The organism is Sporosarcina koreensis (assembly GCF_042655825.1).
Lineage (GTDB): Bacteria > Bacillota > Bacilli > Bacillales_A > Planococcaceae > Sporosarcina > Sporosarcina koreensis.
On sequence record NZ_JBHSNP010000010.1, the window covers coordinates 117,923 to 143,168 of the forward strand.

Here is a 25,246-nt window from a genome sequence, read left to right on the forward strand (position 1 = left end):
ACTAAAGTATCAAAAAGGAGACTCCGATGACCCTATCTCACCAATTAAAAAAAACAATCCAACACTACCTCGATAAACATTACATAGAAGAACTTTCCCCAAGCTATCAACTAAAAGAGGACCCCCATGAGCTGTTTGAAGCGGAAATAATCATCAATGAAAGCCGCCGCAGTTTGGAGGACCTTTTGGAAAATATGGATGAGACCTTTTCGCAAATGCTACTGCGCAAGATTGATGAAAAAGGGATGACGGACAGCGAAACGTATAAGAGAGCGCGTATCGATCGGAAGCTTTTTTCGAAGATCCGGAATGATCGTGAGTACCGGCCGAGTAAACCGACCGTGCTTGCTTTTGCACTTGCGCTGCAATTGAGTTTGGATGAGACGCACGATTTGTTGCTGCGGGCAGGGTTCGCTTTGTCGCCTAGCAGCAAATCGGATTTGATCATCGAGTTTTTTATTGAACAAGGGAACTATGATCTGTTTGAAATTAATGAAGCGCTGTTTGCATTCGGGCAACATATGATAGGGGCATAAATTTGTCGCTTCATAAGCGACCTGGCCGTCATTTTGAAATGGTATTCTCAACTTACAATAAGGTTGAGGGGGAAAATAAGATGAAAACATGCACGACGGAACTGGTTTTATTCTGGATCGAAGCGGTTCAATGAGCGGGCTGGAAAGTGACACGATCGGCGGCTTTAACGGGATGCTGGCAAAACAGAAGAACGAGGCAGGAGAGGCGCGCGTCACGACTGTTCTGTTTGATGATGCCTATGAAGTGCTGCATGATGGTGTGGATCTTCAATCCATTCAACCGATAACGAGCAAGGAGTATTATGTAAGGGGTACGACTGCTCTACTGGACGCAATCGGGAAGACGATTCTCCGCATCAGCCATGCGCAAGAGAAACGTGCAGGGGATGTGTTGTTTGTCATTACGACGGATGGATTGGAAAATGCGAGCCGTGAATTCACCTATGAAAAGATCCGGGAACTCATTGACGCACGTAAAAGTAAAGAAGGCTGGGAATTCATCTTCCTTGGCGCCAATATCGATGCCATTGCAACCGCCAGCCAATTCGGTATTTCTAAAGACCGCGCTGCCAATTTTCACGCGGACGGAGACGGAACAGAACTGAACTACAATGTGATCAGTGAAACGATCAGTTCGTTTAGATCTCATAGCGAAATCAGGGAAGATTGGAAAGAGAAAATAGAAATGGATTTCAACTCGCGCTGTTTAAAGCGCTAATGCTCACATTTACATTCGGAGTATTAAGGAAGGCAGTCTAAGGCCGCGACGTCCTGTCGCAACGACTGCATGACCCGTATCCTGCGGGCCTCAATATTGTCATTTACCCATAAAAAATAATCCATCCTTGAGTGTCTAGCTCGCATAGGATGGATTATTTCACCTCGGGCTGATCCCCCTTGAAGGGAACCTGCTAACGCAATTCGAAGTGGATCAACATCAGGCCCTATATTTTATAGCTAACCCTTTTAAGAAGTTCCTAGCGTATCGATCCAGGCACGGTTTATAATTTTTGTGCCCTTCTTTTCTCAATACAGCGCTTAGTTCGCCCTTTGATATAATGACTCCTGCGTCTTCTAAAATCTCCAGCATATCCTCACCTGTTAACGCGAGTGCTATTTTCACTTTCTTTAGAAGGATATTATTAACATTTTCATTCGTCATTATAGATGCGGCTGGACCTTGAGGTTGTCCTGGTTTTGGATCTTGTTTTCCTCGTTTATAGATAATGAGGCCATTTAAAAAAGAATCCAACATCTGATTCGTACACTTCATTTGCAATTCATTTTCAGCTTCATCATCATTTGACTTTGTAAGCAACTGTAGTACATCTTCTTTTGTCACTTCAACGCCGCCAAGTTTAAAAATATCTACCATCGCTGTATTACTTAAATTTAAAGCATATCGTAAACGAATTAATCTATCATTATTATTCATTTGTAGGCCTCCTGTGTATAGTGCTGTAAATACATAATGACTATATCCTTATTATTGCCATTAGGATCACCACTTACAAGTGCAATAGGTGGTCTTTTTGTTTATTCAAATTGACCAATTGTAATGGCCCGATTACTCAGTGATTCGTTGGAAATTAGAACCTCCATCTTTAAACCGATCCAAGCATTCCTTGCAAATACATTTTACCCGAATATCTTTTTCCGGAACCAGTTCAAAAATTTCACTTGGAAACGTCTCTTGGTTGCACCAACAAATGCCCAGCGATTTATCTTTTCCGTAACAACAGTTATTCTTTTTGCCGCATAGCGGGCAATGCTCGTTTAGTTGGGGAGTCATTGTTTTTACACCTTCTTTGCAAGAATGTTCGAAATCCGAACATTCTATTATCTCTGGTAGTGACAGGAACGCATGTATGGTATAATGAAAATGTAATAGAATAGGTGACTCAAGGGTGGTCGGCCATTCCCCGTTAGAAGGGAGGTGGTCGTATGTCAGTATCTGAAGCGCTAATGCTCATGGTAACTTTCGGAGTATTAATCGTAGCAATACTGTCGTTTAACCATAAAAAATAATCCATCCTTGAGTGGCTGCTCATAATGGATGGATTATTTTCATACCCGAGCTGATCCCCCTTGAAGGGAACCTGCTATTACTTATTACAGACCGCCTAATGTTGGTAGCATTAGGTGGTCCTTTTTAGTTTATTCTTTTGAAATAATTATATTACATATATATGTTTAATACAAACCAAATGTTCTTGGCATTGTGGGTGCTTATTGCTTGTTATACTCTGGAGCCATCCGGAGTTTGAAATTGTACCGAGTCTTTTTCGCATTTTGTTTTGGTTCAACACGCAGAATAATATTATCTTTCGCATATACATACATTTCGGTTTTCGTTACTACGGTTGTCTTCTGAGGAAAGGCAAACGAACAACCAAGTATCAGCACCATTATTGCTAAGATTACTTTTCTCATCTGAACCACTCCTTACTAGAGTTACTTAAACTTTTTATCATATATTCCATTAAATAACACCGGTTATTCTGAATATAAAATTCATTTTTGGGATAATCTTCAATGGATGAAAAGACTTGGAGGTGCAGTAATGTTTGAGAAAAAATTAGCGCTTCATGAAACTTTGGAATTTCATGAAGTAATAAATTTTAAGACAGTATGTCTACTTAAATCTAAAATGATGCAAGGTATCGTTTTTGACCAAGATCTCAAAGCTCTAATGGAGAAGGACGTAAAACAATCTATACCTGCTTTAACTGCAATGATAAAGGTATATTCAAACTCTGAGTTAAAAGAAACGGGGATCGGTTCATATGAATGATTATTTAGATCCTATAAATTCTGTTGGAATGCCCGAACTTACTGATTCAGGTATTGCCCTTGAATTTTTGTTATCAACAAAAACTGGGGTTAGAAATCTTTCAATTGCATTGACAGAAACAACAACCCCTACAATTAGAAAGTTTTTACAGGAACAACTTGATGTAACCATTGCCTTATATTTCGAAATTGCAGATCTCATGATAAAAAAACAATGGTTAAACCCTTATGATTTGGAACTTCAAAAGCAATTGGATATTAGATCCGCTCAAAATGCAGTAGATATAGCTAATTTAAATCTCTTTCCGGGCGTTACAAATCGGAAAGGAATGTTTCCGAGCCCACCGAAAAAATAATGAATAAAGAAGGAGTTTTAAATAATGAAAGCCGTTACTTTTCAAGGCGTTAAAAATGTTCAAGTGAAAAACGTGAAAGACCCAAAAATCCAAAAAGCGGATGACATCATAGTTAAAATAACTACCTCTGCCATTTGCGGATCAGACTTACATTTAATTCATGGGATGATCCCAAACCTTGGAGAGGATTATGTTATTGGACATGAACCTATGGGAATTGTTGAAGAAGTTGGTAAGGATGTAACAAAAGTTAAAAAAGGGGATCGCGTTATAATCCCATTTAATATAGCATGTGGTCAATGCTGGTACTGTAATCATGAACTAGAAAGCCAATGCGACAATACGAATGAAAATGGTGAGATGGGCGCATATTTTGGCTACTCAGACACGACAGGGGGGTTCCCAGGTGGCCAAGCGGAGTTTATGCGAGTTCCATATGCTAATTTTACACCTTTTAAGATCCCGGAAAACAGTGAAATAGCGGATGAAAGTTTAGTGTTACTTGCTGATGCTGCATCTACAGCATTTTGGAGTGTAGACAATGCGGGAGTGAAAAAAGGGGATACAGTCGTAATTTTAGGATGCGGTCCAGTTGGTCTGTTAGCACAAAAATTCTCGTGGTTAAAAGGTGCAAAAAGAGTTATTGCAGTTGATTACGTTATGTATCGTTTAAAACATGCAAAACGTACGAATAACGTGGAGATTGTTAACTTTGAAGATCATGAAAATTGTGGCGAGTTTTTAAGAGAAATAACACAGGGGGGAGCAGATGTAGTCATTGACTGCGTAGGAATGAGTGGAAAAATGACTCCGTTGGAATTTCTTGCATCTGGTCTGAAATTACAAGGAGGAGCAATGGGAGCTCTAGTAATTGCAAGTCAAGCTGTTCGCAAAGCTGGAACTATTCAAATTACAGGAGTTTATGGGGCACGTTATAATGCATTCCCATTAGGTGACATCTTTCAACGAAATGTGAATATTAGGACAGGTCAAGCTCCAGTTATTCACTACATGCCGCATGTTTATAATTTAATTGCGGAAGGTAAGGTTGATCCAAGTGATATTGTCACTCATGTACTTCCTTTAGATCAAGCTAAGCATGGTTATCAAGTATTTGACACGAAAATGGAAGACTGTATAAAAGTTGTCCTAAAACCGTAAATGTAACGGGTTAGTTTTCGAGCACTTCTTATGAGGTGCTTTTTTAAATTTTGAAGAGAATAATAATTGAAGGATAGAAAAAATTATCAAGTACTAGGCATTTAAAAATTTTTTTAACATATATAGGTGATATTCGTTCGAATTTGATGAGGAGGATATCATGCAACCTATATTACCTATGGAAAAATATTTTGGGCAGTTTGAACTGGTACATGCTTTTTATGGGGCTATGCCTACAGGTGTCAGCGTTTCCGAAACTGGTCGTATTTTTGTTTGCTTTCCGAAATGGGGAGACAACGTTCAATTTACTGTGGCTGAAATTGTTGGGGGTGAATTGCAGCCTTATCCCAGTTTAGAAGCTAATTTGGTTGATGCTGGAAATATTACGATGTCTTTCGTCAGTGTCCAAAGTATCGTTGCTGATGGAAGAGGAACCCTTTGGGTACTAGACACAGGGGCACCAAATTTTTCTGAGCCTATTCAAGGCGGAGCAAAATTAGTTGCTGTTGATTTAAGCACGAATGCAATAAGGAGAGTATATACCTTTACAGAAGATGTTGTCTTGCCAACAACTTATTTGAATGATGTCCGTTTGGATTTTCGGGTTGGAAAAGCAGGCTTTGCATATATAACGGATTCTTCTTCCAGAGGGCCAGGGGGCATTATCGTCGTAGATTTAGAAAGTGGGAACGCGTTCAGACGGTTAAGTGGGGCAATATCAACTTCACCTGATCCCTATTTTTTACCGAAAGTAGAAGGTGAAATTTTGATGAATCGAAACCCGGACGGTTCGACTTTCCCATTTAGGTTGGCTTCCGATAGTTTAGCAATTTCTCCTGATGGAAAGGTTTTATTTTATGCTCCGCTAACCAGCCGTCTGCTGTTCTCGATCTCAACAGAAGCCCTAAGAGACAGAAGGATACAGGACATTAATTTATCCCAATATGTGCAGTATTGGGGGGAAAAAGGCGCGTCTGATGGAATGATCACCAGCGCAAAGGGAACCATTTATGCGGGAGACTATGAAAACAACAGTATCCGGAAGATATTGCCGAATGGCGTAATGGAAACCATCGCACATGACCCGAGAATTTTATGGCCGGATACTTTTTCGATTGGCCCCGATCAATACTTATATGTCATAGTGAATCAATTACATCGGCAGGCGAGATTTCATTATGGAAGAGACCTGCGGGAAAAACCATACAGTTTACTTCGTATGAAAATTGATGAATTCCATGCTCCAACCTTTTCATAATATTCTTAAACGAAGGTAGCTATCCCTCATGAGGGAGCTGCCTTTTTTGTCAGTTAAAATAAGAAACAGGTATCTGTGTAAGAAACGATTCAGATAGTAAACTATAAAAAGAACGCCCGTATGGACGTTCTTCAAATCAATAAATACTTTCTTGAATTTCTTTTACGTGATAATCATTAATTTCCACTTTTTCATCAACATATTGAGTAACTCCTGTTACTCTTACTACTTCCTCACCTATATTGAACCTGTCTCCAATATCTAGTTTTCCATCCCAACCCGGAAATTCATTTAGCAGTTCTGTTTCGGTGTACTCTGAAAACAATTCGCCGCTCCTGAAGAATCTATATTTACATTCCAATTTACTCCCTCCTCAACTCCATAATTCGACATGCAAGTAGAAACTCCTTCAATATAAGCCGCTCTTTAAAAAACTACACTTCTGCTATTTAAAATAGGAATAGGTATAAACAGTAAAAGGTCATTTACTATTTCTATAGTAAACGACAAATTAGGTTGATTACTCGTAAGAAATCTACAAAAAATTTAGAGAAAGTATGTAACATCTTTTCTATTATATGGTACTATCTAATTAATGAGAATTTTGTAATTTAGCTTTTTAAAATCGAAATGTGGAATCTGCAAAAGGAAAATTTCAGACTATCAACGTTATAGATTACCGAATAATAAGGTAGGAAAGGTTTGTTTAGCTTGCTGTGTGTATGTAGAAAGACGGGCTTATCGGAAGTGTTAAAACAGCACTGAACCTGAACGATTGAACTTAGTTATCTACTTAGCTCATGGGGTGAGTTGAATGTCTTTCATACTGTTGAAAATTACGGTCCCCGAATACTGGATAGTTGCTGCTTTATTGACGATTCTGATTTGTTTACTTGTAGAATGGTTTCGCTCTACAAAGCTTTCAGATAACAAAGTGATAACAGAGTTTGTAGATGCTATTGACCCGGAACAATTAACTTCATTTGTACCCAGTAGCAAAGATATAAGAGAAATCGAACAAAAGCTTCAAGAACAGCGACTGTATTTTTCGGGTCTAACGATTCGACAAGCGTTAACAATAGCTGTATCAGAAAGATTCCCCAATCGACCGAAACCGATTGAGCTACTAGATATTATGTCAGCTTATCAATTTGAAAATTATGTATCAGATTTTTTTCGGAGCAAAGGATATAGAGTAGAATTGAAATCGACGTCTGGAGAACACGGCGTGGATTTGATTTTAGTGAAAGAAGACAGAAAGATTGCTGTTCAGTGCAAGAGGTATCAACCGAGCAAAAAGATCAGCAATCGAGCAATTCAAGAAGTGGTTGCTGGCAAATTATATTATGCATGTTCGGAGGCTTGGGTAATCACCACATCATTCTATGCATCTGATGCAATGCAATTAGCACAGAAACATGAAGTTAGATTAATTGACCGTAGTAACCTTTTAAATTTCTTGATGGCCGATCTGCCGACATGAAGATTAAAATTCATTTTCAGCACTAGTAAAAAGATGCACTATTAATGACATAAACACCAACCCATCGACAAAAATGTCGATCAAGGGGAGGTGTTTTTTCGTTCTAATAAAATATTTTTCTTCTTTGAGTATCCTTTTTGTGAACACAGGTCTATAGATGAAGAGGTCGCTCAAGCGGGTGAAACAGCAGTCGAAGAGTACTGGTCGCGTCAATTGCGTATATGTTAAAGTGTAAAATGCCATAAACCCTTTATTCTCAAAGGCATACGGCATTTTAATTAAACTTTTAATCACGAATAAATTTTAGTTCTACTAGTGCCTGCTGCAAGGACCCTTTTGTCATTAGATCACTAAAGTCCAATCCAAGACTTACAGCAGTCAAAGCAACTTCAGGCCTAACACCTGTTATTATCGTTTTAACTCCCAGCAATTTTAGGGTAGAGCTCAAATTAAAGATATGTTGTGCCACCATTGTATCGACAATAGCTACCCCAGAAAAGTCGAGTATTAAGTAAGATATTTTTAATCTCCCTACTTCTTTCGTCGTATTCTCCATCAACATTAACGCCCGTTCAGTATCAATGTTACCGATTAATGGCAGTATGGCGATATCATTAGAAATGGAAACAATAGGTACTGATAATTCGATAAATGCTCTTCTTGCATTATCGAGATTGACTGTGTAGAAGTTAACAAAGGTTAAGCTAAAACAGTAAACAGCATGATCAAGCAAAGGGTCTATGATCTTAGACGCTGCTAACAATGATTTTACCGACATATCATGTGTTATTACCGTGTTTTCAATTACTTCATTGATATAGGTTCGATAAAGTGTTGTATCTTTCAAGGCCTCATCTAATGGTACTCCGAGTTTATATACATACTCTGAAGTTTCCTCTGCCCATTTTTCTATTAGATCATAGGCCATTTCCCTCTTTTCTGGTTTGGCCAAGAATTCTCCAAAGAGAGCTATAAAGTTTGCTCTCATCCTTATTATTTCCTCTTCAATATGTGAAGGAATTAATTGTCTTTGATCATCCGGAATCTCTGATAATCTTAGCTCATGGATTTTACGTGCTATATTAATTTTTTCTTCTAATAAAGTTTTTCCGAGTAACTCCATTTCATTTATCATTAGCTCATTCCCCCTAAAAGAAATATATATTTTATTTACCATTTTATTGTAATGCATTCAGAATATTTCTGCAAACTAACTATCAATCATACAAAGGTTTGTTACCTCCTTATTTATTCATGTTAACGCAGTACAATGGCAGCCCTGAAACGATTCCGAACAGTTCAGTGGAATGGGGAAGATCAGGTGGAGGAATTGCCCGTCGATCATTGGAAGGCTTTCACAATAAAAGATTCCGAAAAGAATATTCAAAAAATGATAAATGTGTTAAGGTTAATAAAAAAGTGGTTAACGATGATGCTCTTCAACATTGAGGGGAGAGGGAGGAAAAGAAATGTTGGAAACTAGGAAACTCCATGACTTTTTAATGAGTAAGGCAGAGCAAATGACGGAAGAGTGGTACGAAAAATTAGATAAAAATGATCCGTCAGGCGTGTATTCTTCGACCGATTCGTTGGAAATCGAGAAATTGAAAGGGCAGAATTTTGCGTTTCACGAAATTGCTTTTAGAATATTGATTGAAGAAGAATGTGAAGTTATGAAGCGGATGGAAAGTTGGATTTTGGAGACGACTAGCGACCCGGCACATGTAGGTACCCCTATTGAATTTATCATAAGAGAGTTTATGAGAACCCGCAATGTATATTTTGGTTTTATTAAAGAGTTTGTCGATGCGAATAAAGAGTCGATGACCATTGAATCAGCTTTACACTATTACGAACTGATTATAAAAATAACGGATCAGGCGATTGTTTGGTATACACATGAACGAAACAGGCATTTAAATGAAAAACTGCGATTCCAAAAAGAAGTGATCAATGAATTAAGTTCTCCGGTCATCGTGCTAAGTGAACATACAGCCTTACTTCCGATTATTGGAGAGATCGATGCTGACCGGGCACAATTACTCCTGGAGAACACATTGGATCAATGTGTGGCGAAAGGGATCAGCAGCCTATATATAGATTTGTCCGGAGTGGCAATGATGGATACGATGGTTGCCCAACAGCTATTTGGGCTCATACAGTCTCTAGAGCTAATCGGTGTCACAACAACATTGTCCGGCATCAGGCCGGAACTTGCCCTAACGGCGATCCAGTTAGGCATTTCTTTTAAAAATGTACGAATCACGTCAAAACTGTCGCAAGCGATACAACAGCGATACTAAGTATATCAATAGCAATGAGTGGTGCTCGCGATCAATACGCAAGCTAATCCCTCTATTCTTTCGAAACTTTCCGACAGACCTGTTCGTATAACCTAATACGTGGGCTCTGTCGTTTTTTGAATGCTATCTAATCGAATGGGGGATGGGTATGGGAATATCTAAAGGGATGATCATGGGGGTTTTCGCTGCTAGTATGGTTTTACTTGCAGGGTGTGAGGAGGAAGAGAAGGCCGTTGCCGACTTGGTGGCAACGGAAATTGTTGAAAAGGTCCATCCAGTAGATGAAACTGTGGTCGATGAGTACTGGTCGCAGCCGATTGAGTCGGAGATATGTCAAACAGTAGGGGAATGCCGCGATGTAGGGGATACATACGGAAGCGAGTTTTTTACTAGCTTTTCAGGTGATCTCAAAAATTCAAACAGTATGTCGTATTTGAATGTACAAGCGGAGGAAGATGAATCTGTTCTTGCTTTTGGTGCCAGCGATGAGGAGGACGAAAAGTCCCTCATCGCACGCTACGAGGTAATAGAAGATCAATTTGTTTTGACGCAGGGTGAAGAAGCGAGCATCTTCAATGGTATTGCTGATATTGTGCTTGCGTTATACGATCGAGATAAAGTGAATCTGCAAATCCTTGAATTTCAAGAGGACGTTTACCCGTATGTTAATAGTTATGAGGGGAAATTGGTGCTGCCTTCTAATTTGATACCGCATTGGCTTCAATCCTCCACGGTGGCAATACTGGTTCATGAGTATGGACATCTGCTGACATGGAATGAGGCGGATCTGGTAAATTCGTATACTTGTCCAGCGGATCAATTTCATTTAAAGCTGTACTGGGAGTGTTATAACGCTGACAGTTACATGAATCTTTATTATCAAGCTTTTTTGAAGGATTATGAAGAGCAGTGGTTAGATGCAGGTAATAAAACTATAAAAGAAAGAATTGCTTTTTACGAAAAGAACAAGGATTCATTTATTAGCACGTATGCTACGGTGAATCCATATGAAGATATCGCAGAGTCTTTTGCCCACTTCATATTAACGCCGTACAATGACAATCCCCAAACGGTGCCAGAGAAAAAAGTTAATTTCTTCTATCAGTTTCCGGAACTGGTCGAGTATCGGGCGTTTGTCCTTAAAGAGTTGAAAGATCGGAAAGACGAGATGTGGTCTTTTTATTGAAGATAAAAGAAAGTTGGACTGTGCATGGGTAGAAAACAAACACTCATTACTTGGGAACCTACTAATGAATTTAAAATAGAATTTATTGAAGTAGTCAAATTTGATATGAGATTAAGTGACAAGGGGCTAACGATAACTTTAGTTGATAAAATGAGAACTACAGTAGACATCACTTATGATAAGGGGATTAGATACTTGGGGGATTATATAGCATCTTTTCGTTATACAAGTGAAATACCGATGTCCATGCTTGCCTCACTTGCAGAGGAAGCTAGGGATACTAGTAGTCTAAAAAATTTCGAGTCTTGTTTCTATAAAACATTACACTCTGAGTATCTAGACTGGTTCAAGCCACACTTTCCCGACGGTTTAGCAGACGGTTTGGAACATCACATATTTCCGGTAGGGACAGGAATAGTCGAGGTGATTAGTGACTATGAACCAAGTGTTATTTTAACTAAGACCACTTAATAATTAGCAATCCAATTTAACCATAAAAAATAATCCATCTTTGAGAGACAGCTCATAACGGATGGATTATTTTATTCTACTAGCTGATTCCCCATGAAGGGGTATCTATTGCACATTACAGACTGCCTAATGTTACTAGCATTAGGTGGTCCTTTTTAATTTTTCGTTTTGTTTCAGGCTAAAGAGTAGCTTCTATTTCACATTCGCAGCATGGAGTTGTACTACATAAATTCGGGTATACTTCTCCGAAAAGGAGTTGCATGAGCTGATGACTGTGAAAAATTCAGAACGTTTTATTGTCGCTTATAACCGGATTGAAAAAATACTTGCTGAAAAAGCGGATAGCGATGAGTATTGCCCGTTTTATCGCCTGATTGATAAAGTGAAGATTACTAACTCTGTTGTTCGGAAATACGAAGACGATTTACGGGAGTTAGGGGATTTACGTAATGCGATTGTCCATAATCGAACAGACATCGACTATGTCATTGCTGAACCCCACGATGAAATTGTGGAGCGTATCGAACTGATTGAACAGAAATTAAGCAATCCCCTACGTGTAGGTGCTCTTTTCGGCTGTAAAGTACATACATTGCAAGCGGAGGATTCTCTAACTACAGCCTTAAAGGTGATGGCCGATAGCAGGTTCACCCAAGTCCCTATTTATCAAAATGGAAAATTCACAGGCTTGATAACGGCAGCTGACATTACCTATTGGTTGGCCGCCCATTCGACAGAAGACACCATTCCCCGGGAAATACCGACACTTTCCGAGGTTTACAATCATGAAAATCGTAACGAGTCGTTTGAATTTGTCGACAAAGACCTTTCTGTGTATGAAGCTGAAGATTATTTCAAACGGGCGATTACAAAAGGTGTGCGTTTGGAAGCATTGCTCATTACAGAAAACGGTCATTCTGATGGAGAATTAATTGGGGTCATTAGACCTTTTGATTTGTTGAAAATAAAATGATGACATGGAAAACTTGGAAGTATGAGCACCACCCATCGACAAAAAAGTCGGTTAAGGGTCGGTGTTTTTTTATGAGGAACAGCAGAAGTGGTATAATGGTATTTAGAAAAGTGCGAAAATATGAGTCGTGATGCACAGAACAGGAAGATAGGAGGGACAAAGAGTGGGTTTTCTGAAACTCAAATTTTATATAGAGGTGATGGCTATTGCTTTTGGTGTAGTCGGCCTGCTGTATATCGTACCCGTGCAAATTATTGTCGACGGCCAACCGAGAATTTTGACGGTCACGATTCTTATGTTCCTATGGTTTGTGATCATGACGCATAACATTACCTTTTATGAGCTGCTGGACAAGTGGTTTAAAAAGAAGTAGATGAGAATATAAAAAAAGAAAAGCCGGGGAAAACCAGCTTTTCGCAATAGTGCACTGCCAAACTTATTTCGGTGCCAACAGGTTAATTGTCGTGATGATGATCGGTGCGCTGAAGATGACGTCCATCAGGAACGCACCGACAATTGGAACGACTAGGAATGCGGTGCGTGAAGGTCCGAATTTATTCACAGTGGCACCCATATTGGCCATGGCGTTTGGTGTTGCGCCCAGTCCGTGGCCAAGGAAACCGGCAATCATTACCGCGGCATCATAATCCTTGCCGAGCATGCGGAACATGATGAAGACGGAGAAGCCGACAATGAAGACCACTTGAACGAGGATAATGCCGACGAGCGGGAGTGCGAGACCCGCGAGTTCCCATAGCTTAATGCTCATGAGTGCCATGGACAGGAAGATGGCGAGCGACACGTCTCCGATCAAATTGATTTCCTTCATGTTGATGGTTCCCGGCAAGAAACGGTCCACGATGTTGCGGATGAGTACCGCGACGAACATCGCACCAATGTATCCGGGCAAGACGAAACCGGTTGCTTCCGTGAACAAGTCGCCAAGGATTGTCCCGCCTGCCATTGATAGAGTGATCATCGTCACCTGAATCATGAAAGAATGCTGGCCGATCGGCTTTTCATCCTCTTCCACATACTCTGCAACTGTGCCTTCTTTCGGCTTCAGATCATATTTGCCGATCAAGTGCCGGGCTATTGGACCGCCGGACAGGCTTCCGCAGATCAATCCAAGTGTCGCTGCGGCCATCCCGATTGTTACGGCGGATGTGACGCCTAGACCCTCGATCGTCGTCCCGTATGCAGCCGCTCCTCCGTGCCCGCCGCTCATCGACACTGCGCCGCTCATGACGCCAAGCAGCGGATCGATATGGAACACTTTCGCAAGAGAGACGCCAATAACGTTCTGCATGAAAACGGTTACGCCGCACAGCAGCAAATAGATGATCAAGAGCTTACCGCCAAGCTTGATTAGCTTAAAACTTGCGCCAAGTCCAACTGTCGTGAAAAAGGCGACCATGAACAAGGATTGCAAGGAAGTATCCAAAGAAATTTCGACAATGCCGGACGATTTCAGGATGAGCGCGACAATCGCGAACAGTAGACCGCCGACGACCGGGGCAGGAATGAGGAACCGGTCAAGGATGCCGATCCGGTTGACGAGCGCCGTACCGAGCAGGTACAGGGCTGCCGCTAGAAATAATGTTGTTATCTGGTTAAGTTCAATCATGCAATTTCACCTTTCCTTTACGTTGAGAGGACGATTGGATGCTGCTATTTCCTCTCCATTAAACTGGCCATATCTGTGTACGATACCCGTTTCGGAAGTAAACAAGCATGGGCCCATTCTAAAAATGTAACAAATCTATAGACGACATGAAACAATATAGGAATATAAAATTGTCTTAGCAATTTTCTATAAAAATAAATAAATCGTGCTAGCACGGCTGCGACTGTGGGCTTGCACCCTAAATAAAAGATTGCTTGCACCACAACAACTATCAAGCGGCGAGAGGCTCTGCCAGGTATACTTTGAAACAGGAGGGGTTTACGTGGATGAGTATATTCAAGAGATGATTGATTGGATCGAAGGGCGGCTGAAGTGCCATTTTTCATTGGATGAATTGGCGGCACATATGGGCTACTCGCCTTATTACTGTTCCTTCAAATTTCATCAGTCGACGGGGATGAGCCTGCGGCGGTACGTTTTGCATAGGAGGTTGTACGAGTCAACAGGGGACTTGATGGAGCAGCGAAAGATCATGGATGTGGCTTTGGATTATCAGTATTCATCCCAAGAGGCGTATAGCCGTGCGTTCAAAAGCGAATTTGGCGTTAGCCCGCGCGAGTATCAGATGCAAGGAATGCCCATCCAGTCATTCCCGAAGATCTTCGTGAACCCCACAGAAAGGATGAGTGCGATGAACCGATGTAGAGAGCAGGAGGTTGCCCGATTGCAGGCCGAGTCCGGCGAATTATTTGAAAAAGATGTCTTGAACATATTGAATGGACAAATGATGTATGAGGAATTTGCCAGCAAGAAGCTGATGGGGGATGCAGCCTATGCGCCGTTCAATGAAGCGATGTGTGTTCATAAAACGGCAGATTTGGTGTTCGGAAAGGAGTTCATCGACATCCGTTCAGCAGGACATGGCGAAACACCGAAGGCTTATGAAGACCATGTAATTGCACCCTTGAAACCACTATTAGAGGGGGAGTACAACCATATTGTCCTCTGGTTCGGCGAGGACATGTTCTGCCAGATGAACATGTTGACGGTACTTGCCTTTCTAGAACAGAGCCGCTATCAAGGTAGGGTGTTCCTGAACAGTTTCCGGGAAGACGAATTCAAAGTGGAGCAGACCGAGCTCGTATTAGGGAGTTACGAAGACGCATACCGAAGTGTGCTGATCGAACATCGAAAGCCGAACGGCAACTTCCTTCCTATCCTGCACCAGGCAATCGGCTGGTACTTGGCCATGCAGCAAAAGACAATCCGGTCACCTGCTTCATCGGACAAAACCGGCAACTGCCGAATGGTGAATTGCTGCGAAAGCTGATGGATACATTTCCGATGATCGGCTATGGGGATTTGCAGTATATGGAACTGATGAATTGGGAACAGAAGTGAAAAGGATTCCCAACACCAACCTATCGACGAAAATGTCGATCAAAGGTTGGTGTTTTTTTGTGGAATTGATCAATTTCGGCGGGTTATTGATCATTTCCCAAGATTTATTGATCATTTCCCAAGTTATATGGTCATTTTGTGACTTTAGGCCCGGAAGGTTGAGGCGTTGTGTTGGAAGCAGTAGAATATAGTAGTGCATAAAAGGTAAGATTCAAAAAGTTATAAAGAGAAACAGCAAAGGCTTGCTGCAGAAAGGGGGATGATTGCATGGACCGGGAGAAATGGGGAGAACAGTTGCGTAAAAATCAAGAGTTATTCATTGGCGAGTCGACTGCTTTCCGTTCGGCCGTTTTAATTCCACTTGTCGAGGTGGAAGGGGAATGGTGTGTGTTGTTCGAAGTCCGTTCGTCGACGATGAGGAGCCAGCCTGGCGATATTTGCTTTCCTGGCGGCCGGATTGATCCTACCGATGAATCACCTCTTTTTGCGGCGTTGCGGGAAACGCATGAAGAGCTTGGGGTGGATTCCGATACTGTAGAAGTGCTGGGCCCGCTAAGTCCGTACATCGCATCTCCATCATTTGTTGTCTATCCATTTGCTGGAATCGTCGATTATAAGGAGATTATTCGTTCTTACAATCAATGCGAGGTTGAAGAAGTGTTCACCGTCCCGCTTGATTACCTGCTCGATCACGAGCCGTATATGCATCCAGTCATGGTGAACCCCGCACCCGATTCGAATTTTCCATACGATAAAATCCGGAACGGTACGAACTACCAGTGGAGGGGACGCAAGATAGAGGAATGGTTCTTCGAGTACGGAAACTATACGATTTGGGGACTGACGGCGAGGATTTTAAAGCATTTTATTGATATTATTCGTAAATAAATCAGAAGAATTGCATGGTAAGTGCTTCAAAAAGAAGTAAAAATCCCCCATCCAAAGATTGGATGGAGGACTGTGCCCCTCTCATATTACAATGGAGGGGCTTGAATGATAAATTATTATTTAACGTATCTTCTTGCACCCGCATACTCTTTTCCGTATCCAGCAGCTTCGATGTCATCGATACGGACGTGAGTTGATGAGTTTGGAGAATGCAGCATTTTGCCGTCACCAATATAGACGCCGACGTGGTGGACTCTTCCTTTCCCTTCTTGGTAAGCGAAGAAGACAAGGTCACCGGGCTGAAGATCCTTCCTTTCTACAGATGTGCCATGTGTAGCCTGTACGGAAGAATCTCTTGGGATGACAATGCCATTCGCATGATAGATTGTATGTGTGAATCCTGAGCAATCAAATCCAAAGCCTGATGTTCCTGCCCATAAATAAGGAAGGTTTAAAAACTTCATGCCGGTTTCGACGATATCATTGCCGGTTGGGGATGGGATGTCTTGTTCGTGGTTGTAGATAGCTACATCAGACTTTTTTAGCCACTTCTTGCCGTCACTTGGTGTAGCAACCAATACTTCGTTTTCGAATTCTTGCATAACAGGTAATCTGGTGTTGAAGCTAAGCTCAAGGAATTCATTCTCTGCTCTTTTTTCATCATATAACCAAGCTGTAGGAGAAGTGACGAGAGCAAACGGTCGGTGCAACTGATTTTCGAAGCTTTTATCCTTAGCCAATTGGACTGCAGGCATCCAGCCAGGATATCCAACTTCGCTTTTAGGGGTTGGGTGTGTGTGGACAGCTACCTTCACCCAATCGCCATTATTTTCGAGTACCGTCACTTTGGCCCCGTATAAGGCTTGTGTTTCCAGTTTTCCGACAAGACCAAGTTTGTCTTGATACGTCATACTCGTTGTCCATTTTCTTAAATCAACAGGATTCGTTGCAGAATACTTGTCTACTTCCCTTAGTAAATTCGGAGCGGTCCAAATTGTTGCCGCGGTAACATCAATGTAATACGTACCGCCGACTTCTTTGCCTTCCGCCGACGCACTGCCTGTCGGGAATAAATACAAACCCGATAAAACTACTACAACTGCGAGTAAGAACTTGAAGCATTTCTTCATTACAACCATCCCCCTTTTAGTTGGTAGTGACACTTCAATCCGTCATACATTACCAGTATATATCCAAGTCTTCCATAGTTAATAGATGAAAAATAACTACTTTTCAAATATACGCCCAAGTGTCTATTTTCTGATTAATTTATGAGAAAGAGGTACCAGCCAGGTGAACTGAAAAGAAAAAGAACGCTCGACGCGTTCCTTAACGGGTTCGGTTGATGGGGAGAAAACAGTAAAATACACAGGGTTCAGGGACACAATTCACATATGAATTGGTGTCCCTGTTTTGTTGTTGCATCAACATTTAGATGCTTTATATTGATGAATTGGTACCACAATTGGCGCAGGAATTAACGAAGGCACATAAATTTATGTGCCTTCGTTAATTCCTTCGTTAATTCCTTTGTTAATTCCGTTGTAAAAACACTTGCTAATTGGATATTGGAAAGAAAAATATAGAAGGGAGTTGAGAAATCTATGTTAAAATATATTGAAGATTGAGAAATAATGTTCATGAACTGACGCAATTGGTTAGTCGAATAAGGAATTTCTCTAATCTCGAAAGGATTTAAATTCAAAATAGGTTAAGGAGCTTGTGAATTATATGGAATCCATTAACAAATGCGAAGTGAAGCTACGAGATATCATAGAGGAAGATATTCCTATCTTTTTCGAACAACAACTAGATTCAACGGCGAACTATATGGCTGCCTTTACAGCTAAAGACCCCACTGATAAGGACGCATTTTTTGACCATTGGAAAAAAATTATCGCCGACGAGACCATCACAATTAAGACAATATTATTCAATGGCATTGTTACTGGACACGTCTCGAACTTCGAACAGTTCGGCGAACCCGAAGTAAGCTACTGGATTGGGAAGGAATATTGGGGGCAAGGTATTGCAACTAAAGCGTTGTCAAAGTTTCTGGAGTATATTATGGTACGCCCGCTCTATGCTCGTGCTGCTAAAGATAACCTCGCCTCCATCAGGGTATTGGAAAAATGCGGGTTTAAAATCATTTCTGAAGATAAGGGTTTTTCCAACGCAAGAGGCAAAGATGTTGAAGAATTTATTTTGAAGCTTGAACCTTGAACCTTGAACCTTGAACCTTATTACAAATAATTTAATATCTTAACACGATTGTAGGGGTACTTGATTAAGAAACCTTCTGTCATTTAACCATCTGGGGGCTTTACTTCATCATCAAGTACTTCTGCTCTTTTTTCTTATTGAACTAAATGGGCAGTTTAGTTGAAGAAAGCATGTAACAATTATTCAAAAATAGGAGGCTGTGATTATCATGAGAAACTGGATTTTAACACTTTGTGTGGTTGTAATGCCCACTTTGTTTTTGGTAGGTTGTAGCAGTGATGAAGAAAAGACAAATAAAGTCGATTCAACAAGCAGGACCATCTTGGATGAAATTGAAGTCCAAGCAAATGACTTATTGGAAAAAGACAAAGAGATTGCAGCGTTTACAATTGATAGTATCGAATATAGCCATGAGAATCAGGACTCCGATAAAGTGTACATTCTTTTATATTCAATGAAACCTTCAAATCCCGAAAGTTTCGTTTTAGCAGGTAGTGGTGTTATGGGAAATGACGGATGGATAAAGGAGCGAGTGTATTACGTTAATGTTAAAGATAGTGGCGAATTGATTTTTAGCACAAGTCCTTAATTAGCATCTACGTTCATCTTCAACTAACGGGTGCTTTACTTGAAGATCGTTGAGCGGCTTCAGGCAAATTAGATACTGGATTCCAATTTGTGGTTCTAATTGAAGATTAGTGATTCAAAAATGAACGGATTAGGTCACTAGACCATCCCTTTTTTTTCATTTTAGAGGAGGAAAGTAATTATGTTAGATGGTCTTTTTGATTGTAATCCAATTGCCATAATCCGTTTTGAGATTGACGACGAAAAAGAAGAGCATGGGGAGTATATGGGTGGATTTTCAACTTGGGTTCCCGATGAATTAACTGAACACCTTGAACATAATTTCGGTAAGGTCACACTTGTTCAACAAACCGAAACCAGGATTCGGTACACTTACAAGCTTGGGGAAAAAGGCGGGAATAGAGAAGGGAAAATACTTGTGACGTTTGATTACTTATGGGATCAGAAAGTGGAGAGGGTTAATAAACTTGTCCCCTATTGGATTGCAAAGGGGCGGCAGTAGCATAGGACAGTAATTAGGAAATTAATTCGTACGCCTAATTACCGAATGCTCAATTTTTCTTGGACAATCAACGGGTGCTTTGCTTCAAGAAGGAGTAGAAGATTTTTCCTTATTGAACTAACGAGGCAGAATAGTTGAAGAAGCTTTGTATTTTATTGTCAGAAATTGCCCAAAGACTTTAAATGGGAATAATATTATTATTGTATTTAAGATTAAATTATGTAATGCAGAGCGAGGGATTTATGGTTGTCTTCAAAAAAAGAATTGATAAAAATTATTAGTGCCTTGATGTATTTTTTAAAGCCCAATCCGCATTTTAATATTTGGATTACTATTACTTTATTAGGTCCTCTTTTAAATCTTTTCTTAACGTTATTTGGAAAAGAAAATCAGCATCCATTCTTTTTAAACCTAATATCTATTGTTTCAGTATTCATCATTACTTGGATATGGATTAAATATGCTAAGGAAGTAAAACAGTTTCGGCATAAAAATTTTCCGTTTTGGGAGGAACTTTCCCTTTTAAAAAAACAGGCTAAAGAATTAAGTCCTGTGGAAATTGAACAAAGGTTTAAAACAATTTTAGAAAGGTATGAAACTTAATTATTTTGTTTACTAAATATGGATGTTTGGCAACTGTACTCGTAGACAATTGATAAAGGAGAAATCCCATCTTATGTTTAGTTTCCTAAATAGAGCGAAATTAAAAAAAGACGATTTAAAAGGCATTGCAAAATTAATGTATCAGGATGTTTCGGATGATTCCTGGGAGAAAGAGAACCTTACTAAAAGAAATTTAGACTTCACTATTGAAAGCGTCCGTTATATTGATATGTATACAAATAAATTAATGAATACGGAGTTTGGAAATGAACTTTTAAATAAGCATTTTGACAAATTAGTGCTTCGTGTAGGTGCATATATTGGTGAGGTTATCAAAAATAATATTAGGCAAGACCTTTACTGGTATGAGTCTGATTCTGTATACAATTATTCTCCCAATTTTGATGGAGCGTATAGTATTACCAAAACACAGAGTGTTCTTTATTCTAAAAAGAGAGATATAGTGATAATACCTTTGAATATGGTTTCGCATTTTTTGAAAGGGAACTCCCAATACTGTAATCTTCTTACTTACGTAGAAGAAACGATTGAGCAGAATTCTTAATAGTATCGCTTTTTTTCATTGAAATAATTTTAAAATGATACTCAACTAACGGGTGCTTTACTTGAAGATTGAAGCTGCTTAGAAGGCTCTTTTACTTGTTCAACTAACGTGGCAGTTTAGTTGAATAAGGAGTTCCAACAATACCCCGTAAAAAAATTAAAGAATATATTATTGGAGGTAGACTTATGAAAAAATCTTTATTCCTTATCTTAACGTTAAGTTTATTTATAGTATCTGCTTGTACGGATACGAAAACACAGTCTTTAGAAGAGTTTTATAAAGATGCGAAAATTGAAAATGTAGATAAAGTCATCATTCAAGATGGTTCAACTGGTGCTTCAAAAGTGATTACTGAACAAGAGCAAATTGATGAATTTCTATCTATGATTAAAGATATAGAGTTTACTCCACAAGACAATCAAGAAAAACGGGTAGGATGGCGTTATAGTATCACCCTTTTTGATAGTGAAACAGAATTTAAATTTACAACACATCAAATTGGTGATACTTATTACGATTCGAATCCAGATATTCTTCCAGTGGTAGATGGCTACTACCAACGGTTGAAAATTGATGAAAAGTAGAATTTATTTAAGAGAACATCTTGCAAACTTTTCTTCTTCAACTAACGGGAGGTTAGCTCAAAAAAACGTACGGGTAACCTTATTGAAAAGTAAATAACAATCCGAATAGAAAATGGCAAAAGAGAGTATTTAATACTCTCCACTTAAAGTCGATAATCAATGATCGTAATATTGGAGCCTCTCCTTATTGGAGGTGCTTCAACTGTAACCTCGATCACAAGGACAAAGAGTTTTGTTTACATCCTTACTAATCATAAAAATTCAAACCACTAAGAAACGGTTGGCTCAATCACAGTTAATGTATTATCTGTGGAATTTAGATTTACATTAGCACCTATTGGAATAGCAGCTTTATAAAAGCCGTGACCTGTCGTAAGGTTGATTATCAGTGGTTTTCTTAAGGGGACTAATAAATTATTAATTAAATCATCATATGTTGTCCCATAAGATACAGGGCAATTCGTACATTCTCCTATAATAATACCAAGACAATCTTGAAATTTTCCTGACATTAATAATTGAGTTAGATACCTAAAAATCATTGTAGTTGGAGAGTGGGTTTCTTCTAAAAAAAGTATTTTTCCTTGTGTATTAATTTCATATGGTGTACCGAGTGCATTTACTAACGAAGTCATATTTCCACCTACTATTGGACCTGTTACATTTCCCGGCACTAAACTCCTTAGGGCTACATCTGGTGGATTTTGGATTATTCTGGGAGAATTCAACGTAGAAGTTGCTTCAAAAAATTGATTGAAGTTATAAGCGGGAGTTTCTAGTCTAAAGTCAATAAGCATTAAACTATGGAATGTTATTAAATTACTAAATTGATATAAACTATTTATTAATACTGTTAGGTCACTATAACCAGATATAATTTTAGGACTCTGTCTTATGACTTCAAAATTCAGATACGGAAGAATGGTCTGAACCCCAGTCCCTCCACGGGTGGCAAGGATCATTTTGACAGAAGGATCTAAGAACATATTCATTAAATCATCTGCTCTTTGTTGAGCTGATGCCGCTACAATGCCACCAGAAGAAAAAACATGTCTGCCAAAAACGACATTAAAGCCCATACTTCTCAAGAATTGGGCTCCGGTATTAATAATAATTGCATCAAGAGGGCTGCCAAGTGTAACTAATCCAATTGTATCTCCTCTTTGTAACAACGGGGGTCTTATTGCCATATTTTCCACACTCCCTCCACAATTAAAATTTATTAATAACAAGGTATTATAAAGTGATTTGGAATATGTCTTGTATGCAGTTATTTAAAGATGATTGAAGTTCTCGTCAAAACGAATATCAGTTTTAAATGGGAAGGGTGCTTTACTTCAAGATGGGGTAAAGCGTTTTTCTTCTTGGACTAACGCGGCAGTTTAGTTTAATAACCATAAGTGAAAATTTAATTAGAAATTATCGACTTATTACGGAAGGGGTGGATTTTTGTGAGATTAAAATACTTTTTCTTTTCTTTAATAGCTATTGCTTTTTTATCGGGTTGCTCCAACGATTCATCAGCTAATATTAACAATTCATCAGCAGAATGGGCTTTTAAATTTGTCGTTTGGGATGGTTATATTTATCGATTAAGTGATGAATATGTAGACGATATAGTTGAAGAAATCGGTGAAGTAACAAACCATTCAGTTATAGAGGACACGTACTCTGGAAACTTCTCGAATGTGTATGAAAAAGGTACAAAATATTACGCTATACAAGGAATAAGCACAGAAGAAGCAATTGCTATTGAAGAAGAAGGGAAGTATAGAAAAGCGATTAGGGATGGAAAGTATGGAGAAAAATAACTTTTATTTTTTACTAACGGGTGCTTTACTTGAGGATCGGTGGCTCAGAAGGCTTTTTTTCTTGCGGGTAGTGAAGCCAATAAAATAAAGGAGTGATTTCAATCTTTAGTAAAATATTTGTAAATAAAATCCTTCTTACCATTGCTGTCTTCTGTGTTTTAGTTTCCAGTATATTTGATACTATCCCCTGGATTTTAACTTTGTTTGGTTATAATGATTTCTACAATTCTCGAATTAGAGCAACTTATAATAGTACGCATCTCTATATACTCATCCCGCTATTAGGGACATTGTCTTTGCTTCCTTTATTAATTCAAAACTCCAAAAAAATAGGTTTATGGATTTTATTAATACTCCAATGGTTTATGTTTTTAGTTATAGTAATTTTATCTATTTTAATAGCTTTTAGAATAATACCTGGTGCACCATAAATATGGAAGTACGTTGAGTCCGCCCTTACTAATATTCAAACGAACGCCGGGTGCAATTTTAATCCGTTTTTGAAATCGAAATCCCAATGTATTTCACCATCCTATTGTTATTGCATTATTTTCCATTATACTAATCATAGTCTAGTGCCTGTTTGATTTCAAAATATCAAATTTCAATATCCATATGTATAGTGTGAATGAAATGCGAAGGGAGCCAATTGTGTTGAATTGGCTCCCTTCTTTTATAACTATTTATTCGACACTCACATTATCCATCCAGTCTTTCCCTTCCAACTGCCTTGTCACAATCATACTTGCGACGGTGTCTCCTGTTGCGTTGACCATTGTTGCAGGCGGGTCAACAACAACACCAATTGCTGAGATCATCGGCAATGCCTGGATCGGCAGACCGTATAATGTGACAATGACCATTTCACCGATAAATCCGCCGCCGGGAATTCCGCTCATCACGATACCTGACAGTAAGGAAACCGCAATCGCTGTTACGAATGTGCCGAATCCTGTGAAATCCATATTGAACACGCCGAAGACGAACGCGATTTTGAGAATGGCAGAAAGACAAGATCCATCCATATGAATGGTCGCGCCAAGCGGCAAGACGGTTTCCCGAATATCCTTTGGCACGCCGATTTGTTTTGCTGCCTGCAAGTTGATCGGGAGGGTTGCAAAGCTGCTTCCCGTGCCAAGTGCAGTTGCCGCTGGGGCAAGGATGTTTTTCCAAAAACGGACAACTCCTTTTTTCCCGCCTGCGATGAATGCGTAAAGCGTGAATCCAACCAGGAAGTATAGAAATGCAACAGGGTAATAAAGGATGAAGGCTTGCGCGTAATCACCAATCAGTTCCGCGCCAAAAGTGCCGATAAGCGCTGCAAAATAGGCGCCCAAGCCGATCGGCGCATAGTACATAACGAGTTGAATCACTTTCATGAAGATTTCGGAGCCGCTTTCTAAAAAGCGGGCAAATGGCTTACCGGCTTCGCCAGTCAACCCCGTCGAGATTCCTAATAGCACCGAGAACACAATTAAAGCAAGCATATGTTTACGTGAAAATAAATTTACGAAGTCCGGCACTGTAAAGGTATTGACTAATTGATCGGAAAGCGACAGTATTTCCGTGTCTTCTACGGCCTCGATTGGAATATTCACCCCGGATCCAACAGGGAAGATAAGAACGGCTACTAGCATCACAAGGGATGCAATAATTCCTGTAATAATAAATACCGATAGCATGGAGCCCATGATTTTTCCGAGCCGTTTCATACTGTCCATATTCGCGACAGCTGATGCAATCGAAAAGAACACAAGCGGAACAACAATCATGAACAGTAAATTTAAGAATAAATCCCCGAGCGGTTTAATGACGCTGGCCTTTTCTCCAAAAATAAGCCCGATAATGGACCCAATAATAATGGAAGCTAGAAGAATGAGTGGAAAACGATACGCTTTCAATTTTTTCGCCATGCAATTGCTCCCCCTTTGAAT

The 25,246-nt window shown here is 39.7% G+C and carries 31 protein-coding genes and 1 pseudogene; 22 read left to right on the forward strand and 10 right to left on the reverse strand.

The window, feature by feature from the left end:
* Positions 1–26: 26 nt before the first annotated feature.
* Positions 27–536 carry a hypothetical protein gene (locus tag ACFPTP_RS05685; protein ID WP_381442885.1) on the forward strand — a complete coding sequence of 170 codons (510 nt, stop codon included), beginning with the start codon at positions 27–29 and terminating at the stop codon, positions 534–536.
* A gap of 88 nt (positions 537–624) precedes the next feature.
* Positions 625–1,254, forward strand: coding sequence for a vWA domain-containing protein (locus ACFPTP_RS05690; RefSeq protein WP_381442886.1), 630 nt, complete (start codon positions 625–627; stop codon positions 1,252–1,254).
* Between the two features lie 219 nt (positions 1,255–1,473).
* Here ACFPTP_RS05690 and ACFPTP_RS05695 read toward each other — a convergent pair whose 3' ends face one another.
* Both ACFPTP_RS05695 and ACFPTP_RS05700 read right to left on the reverse strand, forming a co-directional pair.
* Entirely contained in the window at positions 1,474–1,971 is a 498-nt protein-coding gene (locus ACFPTP_RS05695) for a YehS family protein (protein WP_381442887.1), read from the reverse strand.
* A gap of 132 nt (positions 1,972–2,103) precedes the next feature.
* Positions 2,104–2,328, reverse strand: a complete 225-nt coding sequence (locus ACFPTP_RS05700) for a cysteine-rich CWC family protein (RefSeq protein WP_381442888.1) — start codon at positions 2,326–2,328, stop codon at positions 2,104–2,106.
* Between the two features lie 152 nt (positions 2,329–2,480).
* Here ACFPTP_RS05700 and ACFPTP_RS05705 point away from each other — a divergent pair, with 152 nt between their 5' ends.
* Positions 2,481–2,564 (forward strand): putative holin-like toxin, encoded by an 84-nt coding sequence (locus ACFPTP_RS05705; protein ID WP_381443117.1) that lies wholly within the window; start codon positions 2,481–2,483, stop codon positions 2,562–2,564.
* Positions 2,565–2,765: 201 nt separating this feature from the next.
* Here ACFPTP_RS05705 and ACFPTP_RS05710 read toward each other — a convergent pair whose 3' ends face one another.
* Positions 2,766–2,969, reverse strand: a complete 204-nt coding sequence (locus tag ACFPTP_RS05710) for a hypothetical protein (RefSeq protein ID WP_381442890.1) — start codon at positions 2,967–2,969, stop codon at positions 2,766–2,768.
* 130 nt (positions 2,970–3,099) lie between these two features.
* Here ACFPTP_RS05710 and ACFPTP_RS05715 point away from each other — a divergent pair, with 130 nt between their 5' ends.
* The 4 genes from ACFPTP_RS05715 (at position 3,100) to ACFPTP_RS05730 (ending at position 6,104) form a co-directional block, all read left to right on the forward strand.
* Positions 3,100–3,330: a spore coat protein gene (locus ACFPTP_RS05715; protein WP_381442891.1), complete on the forward strand. Its 231-nt coding sequence runs from the start codon at positions 3,100–3,102 to the stop codon at positions 3,328–3,330.
* On the forward strand, positions 3,323–3,685 hold the full coding sequence (locus tag ACFPTP_RS05720) for a spore coat protein (RefSeq protein WP_381442892.1): 363 nt from the start codon (positions 3,323–3,325) through the stop codon (positions 3,683–3,685). The genes ACFPTP_RS05715 and ACFPTP_RS05720 overlap by 8 nt, the downstream gene beginning before the upstream one ends.
* A 24-nt stretch (positions 3,686–3,709) precedes the next feature.
* Entirely contained in the window at positions 3,710–4,846 is a 1,137-nt protein-coding gene (locus tag ACFPTP_RS05725; protein WP_381442894.1) for a zinc-dependent alcohol dehydrogenase, read from the forward strand.
* Positions 4,847–5,006: 160 nt separating this feature from the next.
* Complete coding sequence (locus ACFPTP_RS05730; RefSeq protein ID WP_381442895.1) at positions 5,007–6,104, forward strand: L-dopachrome tautomerase-related protein; 1,098 nt, start codon at positions 5,007–5,009, stop codon at positions 6,102–6,104.
* Between the two features lie 136 nt (positions 6,105–6,240).
* Here ACFPTP_RS05730 and ACFPTP_RS05735 read toward each other — a convergent pair whose 3' ends face one another.
* The gene (locus ACFPTP_RS05735) at positions 6,241–6,465 is read right to left on the reverse strand and encodes a hypothetical protein (protein WP_381442896.1); all 225 of its coding nucleotides are present in this window, start codon (positions 6,463–6,465) and stop codon (positions 6,241–6,243) included.
* 453 nt (positions 6,466–6,918) lie between these two features.
* Between ACFPTP_RS05735 and ACFPTP_RS05740 the strand changes: the two genes are divergently transcribed.
* Positions 6,919–7,587 carry a restriction endonuclease gene (locus ACFPTP_RS05740; RefSeq protein ID WP_381442898.1) on the forward strand — a complete coding sequence of 223 codons (669 nt, stop codon included), beginning with the start codon at positions 6,919–6,921 and terminating at the stop codon, positions 7,585–7,587.
* Between the two features lie 286 nt (positions 7,588–7,873).
* Here the strand turns inward: ACFPTP_RS05740 and ACFPTP_RS05745 are convergent, their stop codons facing one another.
* Complete coding sequence (locus ACFPTP_RS05745; protein ID WP_381442899.1) at positions 7,874–8,722, reverse strand: STAS domain-containing protein; 849 nt, start codon at positions 8,720–8,722, stop codon at positions 7,874–7,876.
* A 334-nt stretch (positions 8,723–9,056) separates the two neighbouring features.
* Between ACFPTP_RS05745 and ACFPTP_RS05750 the strand changes: the two genes are divergently transcribed.
* The 5 genes from ACFPTP_RS05750 (at position 9,057) to ACFPTP_RS05770 (ending at position 12,893) form a co-directional block, all read left to right on the forward strand.
* Entirely contained in the window at positions 9,057–9,890 is an 834-nt protein-coding gene (locus tag ACFPTP_RS05750) for an STAS domain-containing protein (protein ID WP_381442900.1), read from the forward strand.
* A 148-nt stretch (positions 9,891–10,038) separates the two neighbouring features.
* Positions 10,039–11,076: a hypothetical protein gene (locus tag ACFPTP_RS05755; RefSeq protein ID WP_381442901.1), complete on the forward strand. Its 1,038-nt coding sequence runs from the start codon at positions 10,039–10,041 to the stop codon at positions 11,074–11,076.
* A gap of 24 nt (positions 11,077–11,100) precedes the next feature.
* Positions 11,101–11,547 (forward strand): hypothetical protein, encoded by a 447-nt coding sequence (locus ACFPTP_RS05760; protein ID WP_381442902.1) that lies wholly within the window; start codon positions 11,101–11,103, stop codon positions 11,545–11,547.
* 268 nt (positions 11,548–11,815) lie between these two features.
* Positions 11,816–12,520, forward strand: a complete 705-nt coding sequence (locus ACFPTP_RS05765) for a CBS domain-containing protein (protein WP_381442904.1) — start codon at positions 11,816–11,818, stop codon at positions 12,518–12,520.
* A gap of 163 nt (positions 12,521–12,683) precedes the next feature.
* On the forward strand, positions 12,684–12,893 hold the full coding sequence (locus tag ACFPTP_RS05770; protein ID WP_381442905.1) for a hypothetical protein: 210 nt from the start codon (positions 12,684–12,686) through the stop codon (positions 12,891–12,893).
* Positions 12,894–12,956: 63 nt separating this feature from the next.
* On the opposite strand, the gene gltS is transcribed toward ACFPTP_RS05770, so the two are convergent.
* Positions 12,957–14,147, reverse strand: coding sequence for a sodium/glutamate symporter (gltS, locus tag ACFPTP_RS05775; protein WP_381442906.1), 1,191 nt, complete (start codon positions 14,145–14,147; stop codon positions 12,957–12,959).
* Between the two features lie 322 nt (positions 14,148–14,469).
* On the opposite strand from gltS, the pseudogene ACFPTP_RS05780 reads away from it, so the two are divergent.
* Positions 14,470–15,548, forward strand: a pseudogene (locus ACFPTP_RS05780) (helix-turn-helix transcriptional regulator).
* Positions 15,549–15,815: 267 nt separating this feature from the next.
* Positions 15,816–16,436: an NUDIX hydrolase gene (locus ACFPTP_RS05785; protein ID WP_381442907.1), complete on the forward strand. Its 621-nt coding sequence runs from the start codon at positions 15,816–15,818 to the stop codon at positions 16,434–16,436.
* Between the two features lie 116 nt (positions 16,437–16,552).
* On the opposite strand, the gene ACFPTP_RS05790 is transcribed toward ACFPTP_RS05785, so the two are convergent.
* Positions 16,553–17,566 carry a C40 family peptidase gene (locus tag ACFPTP_RS05790; protein WP_381442908.1) on the reverse strand — a complete coding sequence of 338 codons (1,014 nt, stop codon included), beginning with the start codon at positions 17,564–17,566 and terminating at the stop codon, positions 16,553–16,555.
* A 601-nt stretch (positions 17,567–18,167) separates the two neighbouring features.
* Here ACFPTP_RS05790 and ACFPTP_RS05795 point away from each other — a divergent pair.
* The 6 genes from ACFPTP_RS05795 to ACFPTP_RS05820 all read left to right on the forward strand — a co-directional run bounded on the left by ACFPTP_RS05795 (position 18,168) and on the right by ACFPTP_RS05820 (position 21,501).
* A complete protein-coding gene (locus tag ACFPTP_RS05795) occupies positions 18,168–18,659 on the forward strand; it encodes a GNAT family N-acetyltransferase (protein ID WP_381442909.1) in 492 nt (163 codons plus the stop codon).
* 208 nt (positions 18,660–18,867) lie between these two features.
* Complete coding sequence (locus ACFPTP_RS05800; protein WP_381442910.1) at positions 18,868–19,248, forward strand: hypothetical protein; 381 nt, start codon at positions 18,868–18,870, stop codon at positions 19,246–19,248.
* Positions 19,249–19,428: 180 nt separating this feature from the next.
* Positions 19,429–19,749 carry a hypothetical protein gene (locus ACFPTP_RS05805; RefSeq protein ID WP_381442911.1) on the forward strand — a complete coding sequence of 107 codons (321 nt, stop codon included), beginning with the start codon at positions 19,429–19,431 and terminating at the stop codon, positions 19,747–19,749.
* A gap of 246 nt (positions 19,750–19,995) precedes the next feature.
* Positions 19,996–20,352, forward strand: a complete 357-nt coding sequence (locus ACFPTP_RS05810) for a hypothetical protein (protein ID WP_381442912.1) — start codon at positions 19,996–19,998, stop codon at positions 20,350–20,352.
* Positions 20,353–20,425: 73 nt separating this feature from the next.
* On the forward strand, positions 20,426–20,917 hold the full coding sequence (locus ACFPTP_RS05815) for a hypothetical protein (protein WP_381442913.1): 492 nt from the start codon (positions 20,426–20,428) through the stop codon (positions 20,915–20,917).
* A gap of 185 nt (positions 20,918–21,102) precedes the next feature.
* Positions 21,103–21,501 carry a hypothetical protein gene (locus ACFPTP_RS05820; RefSeq protein ID WP_381442914.1) on the forward strand — a complete coding sequence of 133 codons (399 nt, stop codon included), beginning with the start codon at positions 21,103–21,105 and terminating at the stop codon, positions 21,499–21,501.
* A gap of 269 nt (positions 21,502–21,770) precedes the next feature.
* Here ACFPTP_RS05820 and ACFPTP_RS05825 read toward each other — a convergent pair whose 3' ends face one another.
* Positions 21,771–22,691: a S66 peptidase family protein gene (locus ACFPTP_RS05825; RefSeq protein ID WP_381443118.1), complete on the reverse strand. Its 921-nt coding sequence runs from the start codon at positions 22,689–22,691 to the stop codon at positions 21,771–21,773.
* Positions 22,692–22,952: 261 nt separating this feature from the next.
* On the opposite strand from ACFPTP_RS05825, the gene ACFPTP_RS05830 reads away from it, so the two are divergent.
* Positions 22,953–23,312, forward strand: coding sequence for a hypothetical protein (locus ACFPTP_RS05830; protein ID WP_381442915.1), 360 nt, complete (start codon positions 22,953–22,955; stop codon positions 23,310–23,312).
* Positions 23,313–23,707: 395 nt separating this feature from the next.
* Here ACFPTP_RS05830 and ACFPTP_RS05835 read toward each other — a convergent pair whose 3' ends face one another.
* Both ACFPTP_RS05835 and ACFPTP_RS05840 read right to left on the reverse strand, forming a co-directional pair.
* Positions 23,708–23,830 (reverse strand): DUF4236 domain-containing protein, encoded by a 123-nt coding sequence (locus ACFPTP_RS05835; protein ID WP_381442916.1) that lies wholly within the window; start codon positions 23,828–23,830, stop codon positions 23,708–23,710.
* Positions 23,831–23,995: 165 nt separating this feature from the next.
* Positions 23,996–25,225: a dicarboxylate/amino acid:cation symporter gene (locus tag ACFPTP_RS05840; RefSeq protein ID WP_381442917.1), complete on the reverse strand. Its 1,230-nt coding sequence runs from the start codon at positions 25,223–25,225 to the stop codon at positions 23,996–23,998.
* Positions 25,226–25,246: the final 21 nt, after the last annotated feature.

Coding starts and splice junctions, on each gene's coding strand:
- ACFPTP_RS05685 (WP_381442885.1), top strand. CDS start 27: ATGACCCTATCTCACCAATTAAAAAAAACAATCCAACACTACCTCGAT.
- ACFPTP_RS05720 (WP_381442892.1), top strand. CDS start 3,323: ATGAATGATTATTTAGATCCTATAAATTCTGTTGGAATGCCCGAACTT.
- ACFPTP_RS05750 (WP_381442900.1), top strand. CDS start 9,057: ATGTTGGAAACTAGGAAACTCCATGACTTTTTAATGAGTAAGGCAGAG.
- ACFPTP_RS05760 (WP_381442902.1), top strand. CDS start 11,101: ATGGGTAGAAAACAAACACTCATTACTTGGGAACCTACTAATGAATTT.
- ACFPTP_RS05755 (WP_381442901.1), top strand. CDS start 10,039: ATGGGAATATCTAAAGGGATGATCATGGGGGTTTTCGCTGCTAGTATG.
- ACFPTP_RS05825 (WP_381443118.1), bottom strand. CDS start 22,691: ATGGCAATAAGACCCCCGTTGTTACAAAGAGGAGATACAATTGGATTA.
- ACFPTP_RS05725 (WP_381442894.1), top strand. CDS start 3,710: ATGAAAGCCGTTACTTTTCAAGGCGTTAAAAATGTTCAAGTGAAAAAC.
- ACFPTP_RS05765 (WP_381442904.1), top strand. CDS start 11,816: ATGACTGTGAAAAATTCAGAACGTTTTATTGTCGCTTATAACCGGATT.
- ACFPTP_RS05700 (WP_381442888.1), bottom strand. CDS start 2,328: ATGACTCCCCAACTAAACGAGCATTGCCCGCTATGCGGCAAAAAGAAT.
- ACFPTP_RS05820 (WP_381442914.1), top strand. CDS start 21,103: ATGAAAAAATCTTTATTCCTTATCTTAACGTTAAGTTTATTTATAGTA.
- ACFPTP_RS05800 (WP_381442910.1), top strand. CDS start 18,868: ATGAGAAACTGGATTTTAACACTTTGTGTGGTTGTAATGCCCACTTTG.
- ACFPTP_RS05695 (WP_381442887.1), bottom strand. CDS start 1,971: ATGAATAATAATGATAGATTAATTCGTTTACGATATGCTTTAAATTTA.
- ACFPTP_RS05815 (WP_381442913.1), top strand. CDS start 20,426: ATGTTTAGTTTCCTAAATAGAGCGAAATTAAAAAAAGACGATTTAAAA.
- ACFPTP_RS05785 (WP_381442907.1), top strand. CDS start 15,816: ATGGACCGGGAGAAATGGGGAGAACAGTTGCGTAAAAATCAAGAGTTA.
- ACFPTP_RS05705 (WP_381443117.1), top strand. CDS start 2,481: ATGTCAGTATCTGAAGCGCTAATGCTCATGGTAACTTTCGGAGTATTA.
- ACFPTP_RS05730 (WP_381442895.1), top strand. CDS start 5,007: ATGCAACCTATATTACCTATGGAAAAATATTTTGGGCAGTTTGAACTG.
- ACFPTP_RS05840 (WP_381442917.1), bottom strand. CDS start 25,225: ATGGCGAAAAAATTGAAAGCGTATCGTTTTCCACTCATTCTTCTAGCT.
- ACFPTP_RS05805 (WP_381442911.1), top strand. CDS start 19,429: ATGTTAGATGGTCTTTTTGATTGTAATCCAATTGCCATAATCCGTTTT.
- gltS (WP_381442906.1), bottom strand. CDS start 14,147: ATGATTGAACTTAACCAGATAACAACATTATTTCTAGCGGCAGCCCTG.
- ACFPTP_RS05745 (WP_381442899.1), bottom strand. CDS start 8,722: ATGATAAATGAAATGGAGTTACTCGGAAAAACTTTATTAGAAGAAAAA.
- ACFPTP_RS05710 (WP_381442890.1), bottom strand. CDS start 2,969: ATGAGAAAAGTAATCTTAGCAATAATGGTGCTGATACTTGGTTGTTCG.
- ACFPTP_RS05795 (WP_381442909.1), top strand. CDS start 18,168: ATGGAATCCATTAACAAATGCGAAGTGAAGCTACGAGATATCATAGAG.
- ACFPTP_RS05690 (WP_381442886.1), top strand. CDS start 625: ATGCACGACGGAACTGGTTTTATTCTGGATCGAAGCGGTTCAATGAGC.
- ACFPTP_RS05790 (WP_381442908.1), bottom strand. CDS start 17,566: ATGAAGAAATGCTTCAAGTTCTTACTCGCAGTTGTAGTAGTTTTATCG.
- ACFPTP_RS05715 (WP_381442891.1), top strand. CDS start 3,100: ATGTTTGAGAAAAAATTAGCGCTTCATGAAACTTTGGAATTTCATGAA.
- ACFPTP_RS05740 (WP_381442898.1), top strand. CDS start 6,919: ATGTCTTTCATACTGTTGAAAATTACGGTCCCCGAATACTGGATAGTT.